15 protein-coding genes are annotated in these 17,838 nt (G+C 62.5%); 1 reads left to right on the plus strand and 14 read right to left on the minus strand.

Features of this window, described 5'->3' with window-relative positions; translation table 11 throughout:
• Positions 1 to 31 precede the first annotated feature (31 nt).
• From ABHF91_RS13255 to ABHF91_RS13285, 7 genes are all read right to left on the minus strand, one after another.
• Positions 32 to 1,291, minus strand: a complete 1,260-nt coding sequence (locus ABHF91_RS13255) for a glutamate-5-semialdehyde dehydrogenase (RefSeq protein WP_409420736.1) — start codon at positions 1,289 to 1,291, stop codon at positions 32 to 34.
• A gap of 10 nt (positions 1,292 to 1,301) precedes the next feature.
• Entirely contained in the window at positions 1,302 to 2,405 is a 1,104-nt protein-coding gene (gene proB / locus ABHF91_RS13260; protein WP_409420737.1) for a glutamate 5-kinase, read from the minus strand.
• Positions 2,406 to 2,510: 105 nt separating this feature from the next.
• The gene (crl, locus tag ABHF91_RS13265) at positions 2,511 to 2,921 is read right to left on the minus strand and encodes a sigma factor-binding protein Crl (protein ID WP_409420738.1); all 411 of its coding nucleotides are present in this window, start codon (positions 2,919 to 2,921) and stop codon (positions 2,511 to 2,513) included.
• A gap of 48 nt (positions 2,922 to 2,969) precedes the next feature.
• Entirely contained in the window at positions 2,970 to 4,238 is a 1,269-nt protein-coding gene (frsA, locus tag ABHF91_RS13270) for an esterase FrsA (protein WP_409420739.1), read from the minus strand.
• Positions 4,239 to 4,327: 89 nt separating this feature from the next.
• Positions 4,328 to 5,656, minus strand: a complete 1,329-nt coding sequence (locus ABHF91_RS13275; protein WP_409420740.1) for an IS4 family transposase — start codon at positions 5,654 to 5,656, stop codon at positions 4,328 to 4,330.
• Positions 5,657 to 5,763: 107 nt separating this feature from the next.
• Complete coding sequence (gene gpt, locus ABHF91_RS13280) at positions 5,764 to 6,234, minus strand: xanthine phosphoribosyltransferase (RefSeq protein ID WP_409420741.1); 471 nt, start codon at positions 6,232 to 6,234, stop codon at positions 5,764 to 5,766.
• 392 nt (positions 6,235 to 6,626) lie between these two features.
• Positions 6,627 to 7,925, minus strand: coding sequence for an NCS2 family permease (locus ABHF91_RS13285; RefSeq protein ID WP_409420742.1), 1,299 nt, complete (start codon positions 7,923 to 7,925; stop codon positions 6,627 to 6,629).
• Positions 7,926 to 8,515: 590 nt separating this feature from the next.
• Here ABHF91_RS13285 and ABHF91_RS13290 point away from each other — a divergent pair.
• Positions 8,516 to 9,973, plus strand: a complete 1,458-nt coding sequence (locus ABHF91_RS13290; protein ID WP_409420743.1) for an aminoacyl-histidine dipeptidase — start codon at positions 8,516 to 8,518, stop codon at positions 9,971 to 9,973.
• A gap of 12 nt (positions 9,974 to 9,985) precedes the next feature.
• Here the strand turns inward: ABHF91_RS13290 and dinB are convergent, their stop codons facing one another.
• From dinB to ABHF91_RS13325, 7 genes are all read right to left on the minus strand, one after another.
• Positions 9,986 to 11,038 carry a DNA polymerase IV gene (gene dinB, locus ABHF91_RS13295; protein ID WP_409420744.1) on the minus strand — a complete coding sequence of 351 codons (1,053 nt, stop codon included), beginning with the start codon at positions 11,036 to 11,038 and terminating at the stop codon, positions 9,986 to 9,988.
• 59 nt (positions 11,039 to 11,097) lie between these two features.
• Complete coding sequence (locus ABHF91_RS13300) at positions 11,098 to 12,186, minus strand: chemotaxis response regulator protein-glutamate methylesterase (protein ID WP_409420745.1); 1,089 nt, start codon at positions 12,184 to 12,186, stop codon at positions 11,098 to 11,100.
• Positions 12,183 to 12,671: a chemotaxis protein CheD gene (locus ABHF91_RS13305; RefSeq protein ID WP_409420746.1), complete on the minus strand. Its 489-nt coding sequence runs from the start codon at positions 12,669 to 12,671 to the stop codon at positions 12,183 to 12,185. The genes ABHF91_RS13300 and ABHF91_RS13305 overlap by 4 nt, the downstream gene beginning before the upstream one ends.
• Positions 12,668 to 13,474 carry a CheR family methyltransferase gene (locus tag ABHF91_RS13310; RefSeq protein WP_409420747.1) on the minus strand — a complete coding sequence of 269 codons (807 nt, stop codon included), beginning with the start codon at positions 13,472 to 13,474 and terminating at the stop codon, positions 12,668 to 12,670. Before ABHF91_RS13310 ends, ABHF91_RS13305 begins: the two co-directional genes overlap by 4 nt.
• Positions 13,475 to 13,477: 3 nt before the next feature.
• On the minus strand, positions 13,478 to 13,942 hold the full coding sequence (locus ABHF91_RS13315; protein ID WP_409420748.1) for a chemotaxis protein CheW: 465 nt from the start codon (positions 13,940 to 13,942) through the stop codon (positions 13,478 to 13,480).
• A 71-nt stretch (positions 13,943 to 14,013) separates the two neighbouring features.
• Positions 14,014 to 15,648 (minus strand): methyl-accepting chemotaxis protein, encoded by a 1,635-nt coding sequence (locus ABHF91_RS13320; protein WP_409420749.1) that lies wholly within the window; start codon positions 15,646 to 15,648, stop codon positions 14,014 to 14,016.
• 21 nt (positions 15,649 to 15,669) lie between these two features.
• A complete protein-coding gene (locus tag ABHF91_RS13325; RefSeq protein WP_409420750.1) occupies positions 15,670 to 17,832 on the minus strand; it encodes a chemotaxis protein CheW in 2,163 nt (720 codons plus the stop codon).
• Positions 17,833 to 17,838: the final 6 nt, after the last annotated feature.

Raw genomic sequence — 17,838 nt, forward strand, 5'->3', positions numbered from 1 at the left:
GGCCCTCACCGCGGTGAGGGCCGGGCCACTCCTAGGAGCGGCACAGGTAGTCGGCCTGCCCCACCCACTTGTAGCTGGTGAGCTCGGTGAGCCCCATGGGCCCCCGGGCGTGCAGCTTCTGGGTGGAGACGGCCACCTCGGCCCCCAGGCCGAACTGGGCACCGTCGGTAAACCGGGTGGAGGCGTTGACGTACACAGCCGCCGAACCGGCGCCGTTGATGAAGCGTTCGGCGTTCACCAGGCTGTTGGTGAGGATGGCGTCGGAGTGACAGGCGTTGTGCTCCCGCAGGTGCGCCAGGGCCGCATCCACGTCCGCCACCAGCCGCACCCCCAGGGTCAGGCTCAGCCACTCGGTGTCAAAGTCTTCCGGCCCGGCCTCACGCAGGCCGGTGGCACCGGCCGCCACCAACAGGCCATGGGCATTGGCCGCCGCCACCAGGCTCACCTGGCGTTCGTTCATCCGCGCCGCCAGCGCCGGCAGGAACCGCTCGGCCACCGCCTCGTGGACCAGCAGGGTGTCCAGGGCGTTGCAAGCGGAGGGGCGCTGCACCTTGGCATTGTCGATCACATCCAGGGCCCGCACCAGATCGGCGCTCTCATCCACAAACAGGTGGCTGACACCGAAGCCGCCGATGATGACGGGAATGGTGCTCTGTTCCTTGCACCGCTTGTGCAGGTTGGCGCCGCCCCGAGGAATGATCATGTCCACGTACTGATCCAGGGTCAGCAGCTGGCCCACCAGGGCCCGATCCGGGCTTTCGATATACTGGACCGCCGCCGCCGGCAGGCCGACCTTGGCCAGGGCAGACTGGATCACCGCCACCAGCGCCATGTTGGAGTGGAAGGTCTCGCGCCCCCCCCGCAGTATGCTGGCGTTGCCCGTCTTCAGGCAGAGGGCGGCGATGTCGATGGTGACGTTGGGCCGGGCCTCGTAGATGACGCCGATGACGCCGATGGGCACCCGACGGCGGGACAGCCGCATGCCGTTCTCCAGCACCCGGCTCTCCAGCTCGCTGCCAACTGGGTCGTCCAGGCTGATGACTTTGCGCACATCCGCCACGATTCCTGCCAACCGTGCCGGGGTGAGCAGCAGGCGATCCAGCAGGGCCTCGCTCATGCCCCCCTCACGGGCAGCCTGGATATCCAGGGCATTGGCCGCCAGCACCCGCTCGGCCTGGGTGTCCAGTTCATCTGCCATGGCCGCCAGGGCCTGGTTCTTCTGGGCGGTGGGGGTGACCGCCAGGGCGAAGGCCGCCTCCCGGGCCGCCTGGCCCATCTTCACAAGTTCCATCATCGACTCCTTACAGCAACACCATGTCATCACGGTGGATGGCCACCGGGCCGTATCCATAGCCCAGGCAGGCCTCGATTTCATCAGAGTGGCGACCGGCGATCTGCTGCAGATCGTCGGAGGCATAGCGGGAGATGCCCCGGGCCAGCTCGCGTCCCTCCCGGTTGACGATGCGCACCGCCTCGCCCCGCTCGAACTGGCCCGTGAGCGCCACTATGCCCTTGGGCAGCAGGCTGGAGCCCTTGTGCTGCACCGCCCGCTCGGCCCCCTCGTCGATGACGATCTCGCCATGGGGCGGCGGACCGGCCAGGATCCAACTCTTACGGCTCTCCAGCGGGGTAGCGATGGCCGGGAAGCGGGTGCCCACCCGCTCGCCCCGGGCCAACCGACCAATGACTTCCGGCAACTGGCCGGTGGCGATCACTACCTCGATACCGGCACGGCGCGCCACATCGGCCGCCTGCAGCTTGGTGGCCATGCCGCCGGTACCCAGGCCGCTGACGCTGTCACCGGCCAGTTTGCGCAGGGTGTCATCTATGGTCTGCACTTCTTCGATCAGTTGGGCATCCGGGTTGGATCTGGGATCGGCGGTGAACAGGCCGCGCTGATCGGTCAGCAGGATCAACAGATCCGCATCCGCCAGGATGGCCGCCCGAGCGGACAGGTTGTCGTTGTCCCCCACCTTGATCTCGGCGGTGGCCACGGCGTCATTTTCGTTGATCACCGGAATGATACGGTGATGCAACAGGGTATGCATGGTATCCCGGGCATTGAGAAAGCGCTCCCTGTCCTCCAGATCCGCCCGCGTCAGCAGCATCTGACCGATATGCAGGTTGTAGATGCCGAACAGGCTCTGCCAGATCTGCAGCAGATGGCTCTGGCCCACCGCCGCCAGCATCTGCTTGTGGGGCATGGTGGCGGGCAGCTTGGGATGCCCCAAGGCCTCACGCCCGGCCGCCTGGGCCCCGGAAGTCACCACGACAATATGGTGACCCTGGCGGTGTAGGGCGGCGCACTGGCGGACCAGCTCCACCATGTGGGCGCGATCAATGCGATTGGTGCCGCCGGTGAGGATGCTGGTCCCCAACTTGACGACTATGGTCTTCTTGTCCATCGGAAATACCACGGAATACGGAGTGCCTCTTTATACCGAGGCAACTGGCAGGCTGCAATGGGATTTTGGCCGGCCGCCCCTGGGGACGACCGGGGAAAACCAGCCTCAGGCGGGCTCGACGCTGGCCTGGATGTCAGGCTGGCTGGCGGGGGAGGCTGGGGTCTGCACCAACTGCATCTGCCACTTGGTCAGCAGGGCTTCCAGCCGACCGAGAAACTGCTGCCGGCTGGCGCCCAGGGCGGACTGATGCTTGGCCGGCGGGGTGGCGGCCTCCCAGATCCCCTCCTTGCTGAACAGGCCAAACTCGCTCTTCATGGCAAAGCCGCTGTCGCAGGGGGTCAGTTCCAGCCACCAGCCCCAGAACTCCCGCAGCTCGGGTTCATGCTTGAGGTTGAGGCACACTTCCAGACAATCAAAGAAGTAACGCTGGCCGTCACTCTGCTCGGGGCGCAGGTAGGGGCCCAGTTGCATGAAGGCATCCTGGGTGTGTCTTCCATTGGGTTGCGTCGCTGTCATGTCTCCTCCACGGGCCACTGATGGTCAATTCCACCACCAGTCTACCCGTCAAAGATTGAAGTGAAGTTTCAGCCAGTCACAAGTTTCACTTAAGGCCTTCTCAAACACCTCTTTCATGGGCAGCTTGTCCATCACCACCGCCTTGCCGTAATGGCTGGAAGACGCCAGGGTGCGGATGTCCGACTCGGGGCAGATGAAATCCTGCTTGTGGCCGATGCTGAGGATGGGCACCCGGGTGCGGGTCACCCCCACCAGCCCCTGCCGCTTGAGGGAGAAGACCTGACACTGGGTCTGCAGGTTGTCCCAGTTGACGGCATCCTCCCCCAACCGGTTGGCCAGGCTGGCCCGCATCATGGGCGGCGAGCGGTTGAACAGGGCCGGGTCCATAAAGTACTGATTGAGACCTGGACCTATGCACACCGCCAGCTTGAGGTGTGCCGGCTCCAGATAGGCCAGGCGGGCGGCGATGTTGCCCGCCAGGCGGAACCCCACCATGCCGATGCGCTGGCTGTCCACCCAGGGCAGATCCTTGATGTGATGCAGCACGGCCTGGTGCAGCCGGCTGGAGTCCTGCACCAGGGGCCAGTGGCTGGCATAGCCGATGCCGGGCATGTCCAGGGAGAGCATGCCGATCCCCAAGGGCTTGAGGTGCTCCTTGAAGAAGCGGTAGAAGTCCATCTGCAGGCTGTCGATGCTGCCGCTGACCATGACGATGGGCACGGGCCTGTCTTCCACTGGCAGGTGCAGGTAGCCCAGGATCTCCTTGCCGCGGAACGGCACCTTGATGAGTTTGAGGGGCACCTTGAACAGACGGCCGGCCTCGCGATAGGCCTGGTTGGCCAGCAGTTGGGCCTGTTCTGCCAGCTCATCGCCCTTGAGGTGGGGATAGCTGGCGATGGAGTAGTAGCGAGTGGCCTTGAGGTAGGCCGCCTTGGCACGGCGCTGCTCGCCGACCCGCTCCAGCTCCTTGCCCAGCTTCTGGTACTGGCCGGCGGTCTGGCTCCATTCATAGATCCAGTTGCCCGGCAGGTAGCCCTGTACCGTATCCAGCAGTTGGTCATGGGTACGTTTGGACTCGGAGTTGGCGATGCGCGCCAGGATTTCCTCAATCTCGATGGGCTCAGCCCCCTGCCAGATCCAGAAGGCGCGCCGCAGCAGGCGATACCAGGCGCTGGAACAGAGCCCCTCGAGCAGCACCTGCTCCCCCGGGCTGACGCACAGCGGTTCGGCCGAGTTGGAGATCATGGAGGTTTCCTGGATCTTGCGCTGATGGCTGAACAACTTTTCGCTGAGGTTGAGAATTTCAGGCTCGGACATGGCAAACAACGGCGTGCTAGGGAAGATAGCTCTTATGATGGGCAGATTGCGGTAAAAAGAAAAGGCTCCCCGGGGGTAATGCCAGTCAGTTAAGCCTGACTGGCATTGTTTTTACTAGGTTTTCTCGTCGCATACTTCTGTGGTTTGGCTTTGACACACCTGGGATAACTTCGTTCTCGGCGGGCAGGTAACTTGAACTGCTCCGCCTGTTTGTCCATGTCGGCGACGCGGGCTGGAATATTCCCCGGTGATACGAACGGCAGGCAACTGAGCTCATGCAGCAGATACACCGATGCCATGTGAAAGCTCAGCTGGCTGGCCGTATAGCCTTTTAAGCTCGCCGCCATTCTAACCATCTGATATCTCAGCAGGTTATAGGCCAATACCAAGCCCCATAGCTCCTGCCTTACTCCATCGGGTTTCTTGCTGCGCAGCGTCAGCCTGTGCTGTTGCAGGCTCTGTTTCATCTCCCGATAGCCCAGCTCGATTTCCCAGCGATTCTGGTATAGCTCCATCAACTCGCTGGCCGGGAAGCGCATCGGGTCGGTGAGCGACGTCAGCACCTGGCGCTCCTTGCCATTCACCGTCCGGGTCAGCAGCCGGGCTTCGAATTGCTCCGGTAACTCGCTCCACTTCTTCTTGGCCTGCGGACTGGCGGTGAGACGTACCAGCGCATCCTGCCGCCCCAGCTTGCGGATGACCTCGTATTGCGTGCCCTTCTTCAGCGGAATAAGCCAGTGACGGGCCACGCCCTGGCGTTGCCAGGCGTGTAGCAATCCCAGTGAGTAGAAGCCCTTATCGAACAGGGTCAGGCTGTTATCGGGTGTTTTTTCAATGAGTTGCTCTGCCAGCACCATCTCGTTCACCGCACAGGAGTCCATCACGGTCTGGGTCAGCAGGTGGCTGGTCAGCTCCATCTGACACAACATGCGTACCTGGGGATACTGCGTCTCGCCCTGGCCGGTTTTCGACTTGGCAAAGGCACCGGCATTGTCCTGGGTATCGGGGGTGCGCCAGACCACCCCATCGACGGCCAGCAGCTGCAAGCCGGCCCAGGTTGGGTGCTGACACTGCTGATGCCAGAGCGTAGCGGTCTGCTGGAACACCTGTTGAACGGCTCGGTCAGCCAGTTTTTGGCGCGCCTGGATGAAGGCACTGGGAACGACGAATGGCCGGTCGCCGGGTAACAGGATATCGAGCTGGTTGGCCAATTGGGTCATGGGGACGTGACGAAACAAGGACATACCGATAATGGCCCACAGCACCCGCTCCATGGGCATGCGCCGTCGACGCAGGGAGACCGAGCCTGTCTTGGCCAGGCAGGCCTGCACCAGTTCAGGTGACAGCAGGTCAGACAGGGACTCAAATTTTCCGGGAGGACAGGCGTGAATGAAGTCGAGAGCTTGGTCGATGCGCATAAAAAATCCGAAACCCAACAAGGAGTTTCGGATTTTTACACAGCCTGAGGATCGGTCAATGGATCCTTAACTGATCGGCATTAGGCTCCCCGGGGGAGCCTTTGTCGTCATTCGGCGCTTTCGTCACACAAGGGCGACACGAAGGAGAGTGCCATGTCCCAGGGCTGTTCGATCCAGGTGTCCTGGGGGATGGCCACCTCGAAGTCATCCACCATGGATTCGCCCTTGGGCTTGGCAAAGATGGTGATGAACTTGCCCTTGGGATAGAGCTGGCGGATCACCTTGGCGGTGTTGCCGCTGTCCACCAGGTCGTCGACGATGAGGAAACCTTCCCCGTCGCCCTCGACCTTCTTGAGCACATGCAGGTCACGCTGGTTGTCGTGATCATAGCTGGAGATGCAGATGGTATCGACGAAGCGGATACCCAGCTCCCGGGCCATCAGGGCGGCCGGTACCAGACCCCCCCGGCTGACGGCGATGATCCCCTTCCACTGATCGGCCGGCAGTTGTCGGCGAGCCAGACGACGGGCCTCGCGCTGCAGGTTGTCCCAGGATACGTAGAATTTTTTATTGCCCATGATGAACTCAACCATTTTCAAATTAATCAAACACTTGCCGCGCCATTAGCCGCCACGATCAAGCCGTCTTACCGCAGGTTCCGCCCCGAAGAGCTTATAGCAAGAGCCGGACCAGTCAGGACTGGTCTCTTGAACCTCGGGGTCGGGAGTAGAGAGTGCATATAGCGCAGGTCCGGACACGAGAGGCTGCAGACTCGGTACGCTAAAGGTCGGCGATTTTACCGCCATTGCCGGCAAAAGGCGATGCGGTTGTCCGCAAATTCACCAATCCGCCAGCAGTGCCAATCCGTCCGTGACGGGCTGACAGTGAACAAACGGGGCGGCATCCCGGATACCACCCCGTCGACCCGCCCTCCATGGCGGTCAGGAGGCCACCTCGGTGGCTCTCGGGATCAATGCACGCTAAAGAAGACGATGTGAGCCAGGAACAGCACCGCCAGCACCCAAACGCTGACGCTGACGTCCTTGGCCCGACCGCTCAGCAGCTTGATGGCCGCGTAGCTGATGAAGCCCAGCTCAATGCCGTGGGCGATGGAGTAGGACAGCGGCATCATCAGGGTCACCACGGCTACCGGCGCGGCTTCGGTCAGATCGGCCCACTTCACCTTGGCCAGGGAGGACATCATCAGGATGGCCACATAGAACAGGGCCCCGGCGGTGGCGTAGGCGGGAACCATGCCGGCCAAGGGAGCGAAGAACAGGGCCAGCAGGAACAGCACACCCACTGTGATGGCGGTCATACCGGTACGGCCACCGGCGGCCACACCGGAGGCACTCTCGATGTAGCTGGTGGTGGAAGAGGTACCCAGTGCGGCACCGGCCACGGTGGACAGGGCATCGGACATCAAGGCCTTGCCCAGACGTGGCAGACGGCCCTGGCTATCCAGCATGCCGGCCTTGTCGGCCACGGCGATCAGGGTGCCGGAGGTGTCAAACAGGATGACGAACAGGAAGGCGAAGATGATGGAGATCATGCTGACGTTCATGGCGCCCATCACGTCCATCTTCAGCAGGGTCGGGGCAATGCTGGGCGGCGTGGAAACCAGCCCATGGTATTGCACATCCCCCAGGGCCAGGCCAATCAGGGTCACGGCCAGGATGGCGTACAGCACGGCCCCCTTGATGTTGCGGTGAGCCATGGCGATGATCAGGATGAAGCCCAGCACGGCCAGGGCCGGCTGCAGGGCTGTCATGTCCCCCAGACCCACCAGGGTGGCCGGATTGTCCACCACGATACCGGCGTTTTTCAGGGCGATGAGGCCCAGAAACAGGCCGATACCGGCGCCGATCCCCAGACGCAGGGCCTCAGGGATGGAGTTGACGATCCACTCCCGCACCTTGAACAGGCTGAGGATCAGGAAGGCAACACCGGAGAGGAACACGGCGCCCAGCGCCACTTCCCAGCTGTAACCCATGCCCTTCACCACGCTGAAGGTAAAGAAGGCGTTCAGCCCCATGCCAGGAGCCTGGGCCACCGGGTAGTTGGCATACAGGCCCATGATGAAGCAGCCGAAAGCGGCGGCCAGACAGGTGGCCACAAACACGGCGCCCTGATCCATGCCGGTCATGGACAGTATGCTGGGGTTGACGAAGATGATATAGGCCATGGTCAGGAAGGTGGTGATCCCTGCCAGTATCTCGGTGCGAACTGTGGTGTTGTGTTCGCTGAGCTTGAACAGTTTTTCCAACATGGGTTCTCGGTTCCTTGGAGAGTTAATATTCCCTTCCCCGCTCGACCCGCCTTCCTCCCCGCGGGAAAAGACGGACGCCGCTGTCCGGATGCCAACCAGCGGGCGTTGATCCGGCAAGTTGACCAGAAAACAAAACAAGCCCCCAAAAAGTGGCGGCCGATTCGGAGAGGATCGCTAAAATTTCGCGCAATTATAGAGAGGCACCTTGCCATTTACTAGCCTGGCCGGGCGCCTGAAAACGTTATTTCGTGGTAAAAAAACACCAGCTAGGCCCCTTTCCCAACCATTGGGCAAATTTGACTCCTTTATCAGGAATGGGGCCCAGGCACAGGGCAAAACCCCCGTTCTCGCCCGCCATGAGCCTCGCTGCCGGGCATGCCACAGGCGCTGACAGCGATACCCTCTGCCTATCGGTAGGCCTGGCTGAAGTTATCACTACCAAGGGAGCCTTATGCTTTTTTCGTGCCTGAATTTGCCGGTAAACAGCAGCGTATTATGGTGACCGCCCCGAGGGCTGACACCCGAGATCCTTCTCGCTATGATGCAGCCAGATCACCACTTTGCCGACTGTGCCAGCCTAAGGAGCCAGCGTGACCAGCCTTACCCAACTTCAACCCCATGGCCTATGGGGCTTTTTCGCCCAGTTCTGTGCCATCCCCCACCCCTCCAAGCATGAGGCGGCCCTCAGCCAGTGGATCCAGACCTGGGCCCACGAGCAAGGTCTGCCGGTGGTGGTCGATGAGGTCGGCAATCTCATCATCAAGAAGCCCGCCAGCCCTGGCATGGAAGATCGCAAGGGCGTGATACTGCAGGCGCATATCGACATGGTGCCCCAGGCCAATGCCGACACGGACCACGACTTCACCCGGGATCCCATTCAGGCCTATGTGGACGGGGAATGGGTTCGCGCCAAGGGGACGACCCTGGGGGCGGACAACGGCATCGGCGCCGCGGCCTGCCTGGCGGTGCTGGGAGATCGTCACATCAAGCACGGCCCCCTTGAGGTACTGCTCACCATAGACGAAGAGGCCGGCATGACGGGGGCCAAGGGCTTGCAACCCGGTCTGTTGGACGGGGAGATACTGCTGAACACCGACTCCGAGCAGGACGGTGAGGTCTACATGGGCTGCGCCGGCGGGGTGGATGCCCAGCTGCGTTTTGCCTATGAGGCAGAACCCGTGCCGGCGGACCACCAGGCCTGGGAACTCAAGCTCAGCGGCCTGCGCGGCGGCCACTCCGGGGTCAACATCCACCAGGGTCGTGGCAATGCCAACAAGCTGCTGGGCCGCCTGCTGCATAGCCTGAGTCAGGAACTGCCGCTGCGGCTGGCCGAACTCAGTGGCGGAACCCTACGTAACGCCATCCCCCGGGAAGCCCGTGCCCTGCTGCTGCTGCCGGCGCAGCAGGCCGAGGCCCTGGCTGCCGCCCTGAGTCGACTGGCTACGCCCCTGAAGGCTGAGCTGGCCACCATCGACAGCAAGCTGGACTTCAGCCTGACCTCGGCCCCCTTGCCCCACCGCTGCCTGAGCCTGGCGGCCCAACGGCGTCTGCTGAATGGCCTGCTGGCCTGCCCCAACGGGGTCATCCGCATGAGCGATGCCATCGCCGGCGTGGTGGAAACCTCCACCAACATGGGGGTCATCAGCACCCAGGAAGAGGCCATCAAGCTGCAGTGCCTGATCCGCTCCTTGAACGAGAGCGGCCGGGAACACGTGGAGCAGATGACGCAGGCGGTGGCCGATCTGGCGGGCGCCGACTGTCAGTTCAGCGGGCGCTACCCCGGTTGGACACCGGATCCGGCCTCCCCCATCATGCGGCTGCTGCGTGAGACTCATAAAGAGCTGTTCGCGTCGGACCCCAAGATCATGGTGATCCATGCCGGTCTCGAATGCGGTCTGTTCCAGCCGGCCTATCCTCACTGGGACATGGTTTCATTTGGTCCCACAATCCAGGGAGCCCACTCCCCGGATGAACGGGTGCACATTCCGGCGGTACATCGCTTCTGGCAACTGCTCATTAGCCTGCTGGAACAGATCCCAAGCCGTTAAACCCGCCGCGGACTAAAAGGGCAGGTCGAGTTGACGCTCGGCCTGCTCATCCGGCAACCCCACACTCACCCCCACCAAACGCACACCCCGCCCCAAGCCTCGCAGCCAGGCCTGTTGCAACAGACGGGCAAACAGTGCCGGCTCCCAGCCCTGCACACTGCGCTCCACCGTGGTCTGTTGAAAATCGGCAAACTTCAGCTTGATCCCCTGGCGGCAGATGCGCTCCGGCGCACAATGCCGTTGCAGCCGTCCGTGCAACTCCTGCAACAGTGCCGGCAGGCAGGCCAGCGCCGCCGTCTCCTCCATCAGATCCGCCGGGTAGGTATGCTCCACCCCCACCGACTTGCGCGCCCGTTCGGTTTCCACCGGCCTGTCATCCAGCCCCTGAGCCCGTTGCCACAGCATCTGGCCGGTACGCCCAAACTGTTGCAACAGCTGAGCCTTGGGCCAGGCCAGCACATCCTTGCCCAGATACAGGCCGGCCGCCGCCAACCGTTCGGCACTCTTCTGACCGATCCCGGGGATCTTGGCCAGGGGCAGTTGGGCGGCAAAGGCTGCCACCTCGCCGGGGGCAATAACAAACAGGCCATCGGGCTTGTTCTGCTCGGAGGCGATCTTGGCCAGAAACTTGTTGGGAGCCACGCCGGCCGATGCCGTGAGGTGAAGCTCGCGGGCAATATCACGCCGGATAGCCTGGGCGATCAGGGTGGCGCTGCCACCACACAGCGGCGAGTCGCTCACATCCAGATAGGCCTCGTCCAGGGAGAGGGGCTCTATGCTGGCGCTGTAGCGGGCAAAGATGCCATGCAACTGGCGGGAAACCTGTTTGTAGAGCGCCATACGACCGGGCAGCAACCGCAGGTCTGGGCACAAGCGCAGCGCATGGGCAGTGGCCATGGCGGAGCGCACGCCAAAGCGGCGCGCCACATAGTTGCAGGTCGCGATCACACCACGGCGGTCGGCCGCCCCCCCGATGGCCAGCGGCAGCTGGCACAAGCGGGGATCCTCCCGCATCTCCACCGCGGCGAAAAAGCAGTCCATGTCGATATGGATAATCTTGCGCATGATAAAGTACTGTATATTGATACAGTTACATGCTAGCGCAAAGTCGCACCGATCACCAGCTAGCTGGTGCGGCCCCGACCGAGCCGAGCGAAGGAGAGGATCTGCTCCGGCATGGCCTCCAGCGGTTGCACGTCATCCACCGCCTGGAGGCGGATAGCCTCCTTGGGCATGCCAAACACCACACAGCTGGCTTCATCCTGTGCCAGGGTGCGGCTACCGGCCTGGCGCATGGCCAACAGGCCCCGCGCGCCGTCATCCCCCATGCCGGTCATGATGATGCCCAAGGCATTGGGACCCGCCGCCTTGGCCACGGAGCGAAATAACACATCCACCGAAGGTTTGTGCCGGTTGACCGGCGGGGCATCCTGGATCTCCAGACAATAGTGGGCCCCGGTTCGACAAACCTGGGTCTGCAGGCCCCCGGGAGCGATCAACGCCAGCCCGGCGGTCACCCTGTCCCCCTGTCGCGCCTCCCGCACCATGATCTGCGAATGGGCATTGAGTCGCTCGGCGAAGGCGGCGGTAAATTTCTCCGGCATATGCTGGACGATCACCAGGGCCGGCGCATCCGCCGGCAGCCGGGTCAGGATCTGCTCCAGCGCCAGGGTACCACCGGTGGAGGTGCCGATGGCCACCAGACGATCCGTGGTATGCAACAAGGCGGGGGTGACCGAGGTGCGCTCGAGCACGAGGCCAGCGCTGGCCGGCAGCGCGTTAGCTGCCAGCAAGGGACGCTTTGGCTGGACCCGGGCACAGCGGGCCTCCCGGATGGCCCCGACCAACTGACCGGCGATGCTTTCCAGGTGCTGACGCACCCCCAGCTTGGCCTTGGCAAAGACCGCCACGGCTCCGGCCGACAAGGCCTCCATGGTTAGGCTGGCCCCCTGTTCGGTCAAGGAGGAGCAGATCACCACAGGGGTGGGACGCGATGACATCAACTGCCGCAGGAAGGTCAGGCCATCCATCCGCGGCATCTCCATGTCCAGGATGATGACATCTGGCCAGGCCTGCTGCATCTTGGGCAGGGCGGCAACCGGATCCACCGCCGTGCCGGCCAAGGCCATGTCGGGCTGCCGACCTATCACTTCAGCCATAAACTGGCGCACCAGCGCGGAGTCATCCACCACGAACACCCGGGTCTTATTCATCGTCGACTCTCCTGGGTCAGCGGAGGCGCCACCACCCCCAGCAACTGCACCTCGTAATGACCTCGGGCCCCATCCACCGCCAGCTTGCGGTACTGCTCTCCCCCACAATCCTCCTGTAGCAGTGGCAGGCCCAGATGGGTGAGGGCTTCACGCATCCACTGGATGTTGCGATAGCCAACGCTGCGATTGAATCCTGTCTGGTCGAACAGACGGGAGCTCCCGCCAAACAAGGCCAGACGGAACTCGTCCGGAAATGCCCGGACCTGACGCAGATCGTTAAGCCAGCGCGCCAACATCACATCACCATAGCGGGTATCGGCGGACCCCTCGGCCGGCGCACAGGGCAGCACCACATGACTGACCAAGGTCAATCTGCGCACCGGATGCCAGGCCACCAAGGCAATGCAGGAGCCCAGCAGGGTGACGATGCGTTGTTCCGGCTGGCCAAAATAGTAGCCACCTGGCACCAGAAAATGCGCACTCATGACGCTTTCCGGTAGACAGAGGGGCCACAGGGCACCAAGGGCAATGACAGCCCCTGCAGGGACTCTGAGTGACCGACAAACAACAGGCCCCGGGCAGAGAGGTGTGGCAGGAGTCCCTGCACTATCTTCTGCTTACCCTGGGCATCGAAATAGATGAGCATGTTGCGCAGGAAGATCACATCGAACTGCCCCCAGTCACTGGGCAGGGGCTCGTTGAGATTCAGACAGTGAAACGCCACTCGGCGCCGGAGGCTTGCCCCCACCTGGAGGTAGCCATCCATCTCCCCTATCCCCTTGAGACAGTAACGTTTCTTCCAGGCCTCAGGGATCGCCTCCGTCCGACTCAGGGGATAGACGGCCGCTAGCGCCGTCTGCAAGGCATGGCGACACAGATCCGAACCATGCAGTTGCCAGTTGGCCTGGGGCAGCACATCGCTTAGCAGCATGGCCAGGGAGTACACCTCCTCGCCGGAGGAACAGGCCGCACTCCAGAACCGGAGGGGAGGCGGACTTTGCTGTTGCGCCCACTGGCGCAGAAATTGAAAGTGTCCCTCCTCGCGAAAGAAGTAGGTCTCATTGGTGGTGAGCAAGTCCACCGCCAGGCGCCGTTCTTCGTCACTGGCGGGCGCCAGCAGGATGCCGACATAATCGGCAAAGCTGCCGCAGGCCAGCGCCCGCACCCGCTTCATCAGGCGGCCAGCCACCAATTGCCGCTTATGGTCGGCCATGGTGATGCCGGATACCCGGCGCATCAAATCCCGGATCTGCCGAAACTCGGTTTCCTCCAGTGCCGGGAACTCCATGGCTCAGCCCCCGGCAGCCAGCTCGGCGGGAAGCGTCTCTGGGCTCAGCTGCTCCAGATCCAGCAACCGATCTACCCGCAACAGGATGAGAAAGCCCTCCTCACGCCGTGCCATCCCCTCGATAAAATCGCTGCGGATCGCCGTACCAAAGCTGGGAGGAGGTTCCACCTGGGCAGCATCTATGTCCAATACCTCGTCGACGGCATCCACCACCAGCCCCACCAGTGCCAGTTCCCCATCATTGGGCAACTCCAGGATGATGATGCAGGTCCGTCGACCTATCTGAGTTAGCCCGCCGCCAAAGCGGGCCGCCAGATCCACCACGGGCACCACATTGCCCCTGAGGTTGATCACCCCTCGGACATAATCCGGCATCATGGGCACCTCGGTCAGGTGGCCGTACTCGATGATCTCCCGGACCCGGCTGATGGGCAGGGCCAGCGCCACCTTCATGCATCGAAATGACAAATGCTGACCCGCACCGCTCACTACCCCATCCAGTAGACCGGCTTGCTCGATTAATTCAGCCATGCCCCCTCCTAGAACTGCACAAAACGGCCATCGCCAGCATCGGCATTCAACGTCGCCCCGGGTTGCGGTGCGGCCTTGGCCGGTGCCGCCTGACGCACGCTGCGTGACGGGACCGAACTCCCTTCTACCTTGAAGAAACCAATCAACTCCAGCAGCTGTCCGGCCTGGGCGTTCATCTCTTCGGCGGTGGCGGCCAACTCCTCGGAAGACGAGGCACTTTGCTGGGTGATCTGATTGAGCTGATCCATGGCGACGTTGATCTGGGCAACCCCGGTGCTCTGTTCTTGGGAGGCGGCGGTGATCTCCTGCACGAGATCCGAGGTCCGCTGAATGTCGGGCACCAACTGCTCGAACAGGTGGCCGGCCTGCTCGGCCAGGGAGACGCTGTTGCTGGCCACTTCGCCAATTTCCTGCGCCGCCACCTGGCTACGTTCGGCCAACTTGCGCACCTCCGCCGCCACCACGGCGAAACCCTTGCCGTGGTCACCCGCCCGGGCCGCCTCAATGGCGGCGTTGAGGGCCAGGAGGTTGGTCTGATAAGCGATGTCGTCGATGATGCTGATCTTGTCGGCAATCTGCCGCATGGCATCCACGGTACTCTTCACCGCCTCGCCGCCCCGCAAGGCATCCGTTGATGCCTTGCTGGAGATGCCGTTGGTCACCTTGGCACTCTCCGTATTCTGGGCGATGGAGGCAGACATCTGTTCCATGGATGCCGAGGTTTCCTCCACGCTGGCGGCCTGCTCACTGGCCCCCTGGCTCAGCGCCTGGGAAGTCGCACTCACCTGCTCGGCAGCGCTGGAGAGCGCATCGGCAGCCCCCCGCACTTCCCGCATGGTGAGACCCAGCTTTTGCACCATCTCCTTGAGGGCAAACAACAAAGAGTGCTGATTGCGCTCATCCAGCTCAATGGTCAACCCCAGCTCACCCGCCGCCACCTTGCGGGTGATGGCCACGGCATAGTCCGGTTCGCCACCCAGTTGCCGAACGATCCGACTGGCGATAAACAACCCCATGGCCAGGCCCAGCAGGGCTCCCAGCAGGATGGCGCCCAACATCAGCCAGGTACTTCTGGCATACAGGGCCTCGGCCTCGGCTGCCCGCTTCGCGGCCTGCTGAACCTTCTGGCTGGCGATTTGTTTGACCTGCTCCATCACCGCCAACACCACGGGCGCATAATCACCATCCAGATAGGTGATGGACGGTGACACCTCCTTCAACGGCTCGGCATAACTGAGGGCCATCACCTTCTCCAAGCCCTCCTTATAGGGTCCCCACAACTTGTCAAACTCGACGAACTGCGCCTGTCCCTCTTGGGTGGTGAAATACTGTCTAGCCTTGGTCAGACTTTGCTCCAACGCCGCCACCGAATGGCGGGTATCCTGGGCCCGCTTCTCCCGGTCGGCTTCGCTGTCTGCCAGCATCATGGCCCGCACCGAGCGGCCAATGGCCATGAACTCACTGGTGGCCTCACCCGCCAACTCCAACCCCAGCAGATCCTTTTCGTAGATCACCTTGGTCATCTCATTGATCTGCCGCATGTTGACGTAGCCCACGGCCCCCACCACGGCCGCCACCACAGACATCAGAACGAAGGCCAATACCAATCGAGTCTTTAATTTCATCTGACTGAAGAAACTCATGTTGTTCTCCCGTAACTCTTCTTATGACGCCAGGTGCCGCAGAGGGCTGTGCTGCCCCACCCCATGCATACGCTGCAACATACCCGGAATATCCAGAATCAAGGCAACTTGGCCTGACCCCAGAATGCTGGAACCACTGATGTCCTTGAGCTGAGAAAATAGGGACCCCAATGGCTTGATGACTATCTGCTGCTCACCCAGCAACTGATCGACGATCAAGCCTAGCTGCTGCTTGCCATGCCGCACCACAACGATGTTTTCCCGCTTGTTCTGCTGACCCTCGATGGAAAAATGCTGCCGTAGATGCACCAGTGGCAGAGGCCGGCCGCGCAGTTCTCGATAGTCATAACAAGGTGGATCCTGTCGACCATCCGCCTCCAGGCACTCCGTCACCATCTCCAGCGGGATCACCAGAGGCGTATCTCCGACACTAACCAGGAAGCCATCGATGATGGCCAGGGTCAGCGGCAGACGGATCCGGACGCAACATCCCGCCCCCAGCTCCGAGTCCAGCTCTATGGTGCCGCGCAATGCCTCCACATTCCGTCGCACCACATCCATGCCCACGCCGCGTCCAGACAGGTTGCTGACCTGCTCCGCGGTGGAGAAACCGGCCTCGAAGATCAGTTGATACACCTCGCTATCACTCAGCTGGATCTCGGGGGGGATGAGCCCCTTCTGGATGGCCTTTTGCTTGATGCGCGCGGGATCCAGGCCCCGACCATCGTCCCTCACCTCGATGACGATGCTGCCAGACTCATGATAGGCGTTGAGACCTATGCTGCCCTGGGCCGGTTTGCCCGCTTGTTGCCGTTCCTCGGGGGATTCGATGCCATGATCCACGGCATTGCGCACCAGGTGAGTGAGCGGCTCGCTGATGCGCTCCACCACCGACTTGTCCAGTTCTGTCTCGCCCCCCTCAATCCTGAGGGTAAGCTGCTTCCCCAGATCCTGGCTGGCATCCCGCACCAGACGCTGAAACCGCACGAAGGTCTCACCGATCTCCACCATCCGCAGGCGCAGTGCCGACTCGCGGATCTGCTCCACATGGCGATTGATGGCGGACACGGCAGACAACAGCTCGCCATCCGCCTTGCGCTTTGCCAGCATCTCGCCGCCAGCAGCGGAAATCACCAGCTCGCCCACCAGGTTGATCAGCTCATCCATCTTGTGGGCCGACACCTTGATATAGGCACTCTCCGCCTGGCGTTTCTCGCGGATCTGACCCTGCTTGGTCAAGGCCTGCTCCACCACCGCCGGTGGCACCATCTGCTGCTGGACCAGCAAGGCGCCCAGCCGGGTATCGGGTTGTGCGCTGGCCTGCAGGGTCAGTCCCTCGGCCAGCTCCTTGGCGGTGAGCAGACCGCTCTTGATCAGGATCTCGCCCAACAGGGCATTTTCTTCCGGCAGCTCATTGATAAGGTTCAGGTAATCCTGTACCCGGCTCTCCGGCGGCAGGATGCGGATCTGGGACAACTCGGCAATAAACTCGAACACCGCCTCGATCTCGGCCTTGCTGGCCGGGCTGACCAGCTCCAGCTCCATGCCCAGGTAACAGCATTCGGCATCAAAGTCCCGCCACTGGGGCAGGGCGGCATGGACCAGCTGCAGGTGGTTGATCTGGCCTAGTTTGCCGAGATAGCGCAGGAAGGAGGCCGGCTCGAAACCGAACTGAAACAATTCAGAGGAAAATCGCAGGGAGATGTGCCAACTGGCCGGGGCCTCATCGTGAGGCTCCCGCTCAACTTCGGCGGTCGGCTCGCTGGCGACGGGCAGCCTGTTCGTCTCGCCCATCAAGGCCAGCAAGCGAGCGTACTGCTCAGGATTATCGGCCAGCAGATCCGCCGGGGCAGCCCCCTCACCCAGTCGAACCACCTCGGCCCGCAGCACATCCAGGCCGGCCAGCAGGGCCGAGATTTGCGCCTGATCCAGTTGTGCACCCTCGTCCCGCACCCGCATGATGAGACTCTCCTGCTGGTGGGTGAAGGCGACAAACGCATCCAAGGCAAACAAGCCTGCCGACCCCTTCAGGGTATGCACGGCACGAAACAGGCCGTTTAGGATCTCGGGGTCCCCATTGCCCTGATCCAGCTCCAACAAGGCGGCCTCCGCCTGCTGGATCAGCTCGCGGGCCTCCTCGAGAAAATCGGCCAACAGATTGGCCCACTGCTCCTGACTGAACATCCCTGC

It is taken from the genome of Pseudaeromonas aegiceratis (assembly GCF_046254905.1).
Classification (GTDB): Bacteria; Pseudomonadota; Gammaproteobacteria; order Enterobacterales; family Aeromonadaceae; genus Pseudaeromonas; species Pseudaeromonas aegiceratis.

Excerpts from the sequence above, each read along its gene's own strand:
- ABHF91_RS13305 (WP_409420746.1), bottom strand. The coding sequence starts at position 12,671 with ATGAGTGCGCATTTTCTGGTGCCAGGTGGCTACTATTTTGGCCAGCCG.
- proB (WP_409420737.1), bottom strand. The coding sequence starts at position 2,405 with ATGGACAAGAAGACCATAGTCGTCAAGTTGGGGACCAGCATCCTCACC.
- crl (WP_409420738.1), bottom strand. The coding sequence starts at position 2,921 with ATGACAGCGACGCAACCCAATGGAAGACACACCCAGGATGCCTTCATG.
- gpt (WP_409420741.1), bottom strand. The coding sequence starts at position 6,234 with ATGGGCAATAAAAAATTCTACGTATCCTGGGACAACCTGCAGCGCGAG.
- ABHF91_RS13325 (WP_409420750.1), bottom strand. The coding sequence starts at position 17,832 with ATGTTCAGTCAGGAGCAGTGGGCCAATCTGTTGGCCGATTTTCTCGAG.
- ABHF91_RS13285 (WP_409420742.1), bottom strand. The coding sequence starts at position 7,925 with ATGTTGGAAAAACTGTTCAAGCTCAGCGAACACAACACCACAGTTCGC.
- dinB (WP_409420744.1), bottom strand. The coding sequence starts at position 11,038 with ATGCGCAAGATTATCCATATCGACATGGACTGCTTTTTCGCCGCGGTG.
- ABHF91_RS13320 (WP_409420749.1), bottom strand. The coding sequence starts at position 15,648 with ATGAGTTTCTTCAGTCAGATGAAATTAAAGACTCGATTGGTATTGGCC.
- ABHF91_RS13255 (WP_409420736.1), bottom strand. The coding sequence starts at position 1,291 with ATGGAACTTGTGAAGATGGGCCAGGCGGCCCGGGAGGCGGCCTTCGCC.
- ABHF91_RS13310 (WP_409420747.1), bottom strand. The coding sequence starts at position 13,474 with ATGGAGTTCCCGGCACTGGAGGAAACCGAGTTTCGGCAGATCCGGGAT.
- frsA (WP_409420739.1), bottom strand. The coding sequence starts at position 4,238 with ATGTCCGAGCCTGAAATTCTCAACCTCAGCGAAAAGTTGTTCAGCCAT.
- ABHF91_RS13275 (WP_409420740.1), bottom strand. The coding sequence starts at position 5,656 with ATGCGCATCGACCAAGCTCTCGACTTCATTCACGCCTGTCCTCCCGGA.
- ABHF91_RS13300 (WP_409420745.1), bottom strand. The coding sequence starts at position 12,186 with ATGAATAAGACCCGGGTGTTCGTGGTGGATGACTCCGCGCTGGTGCGC.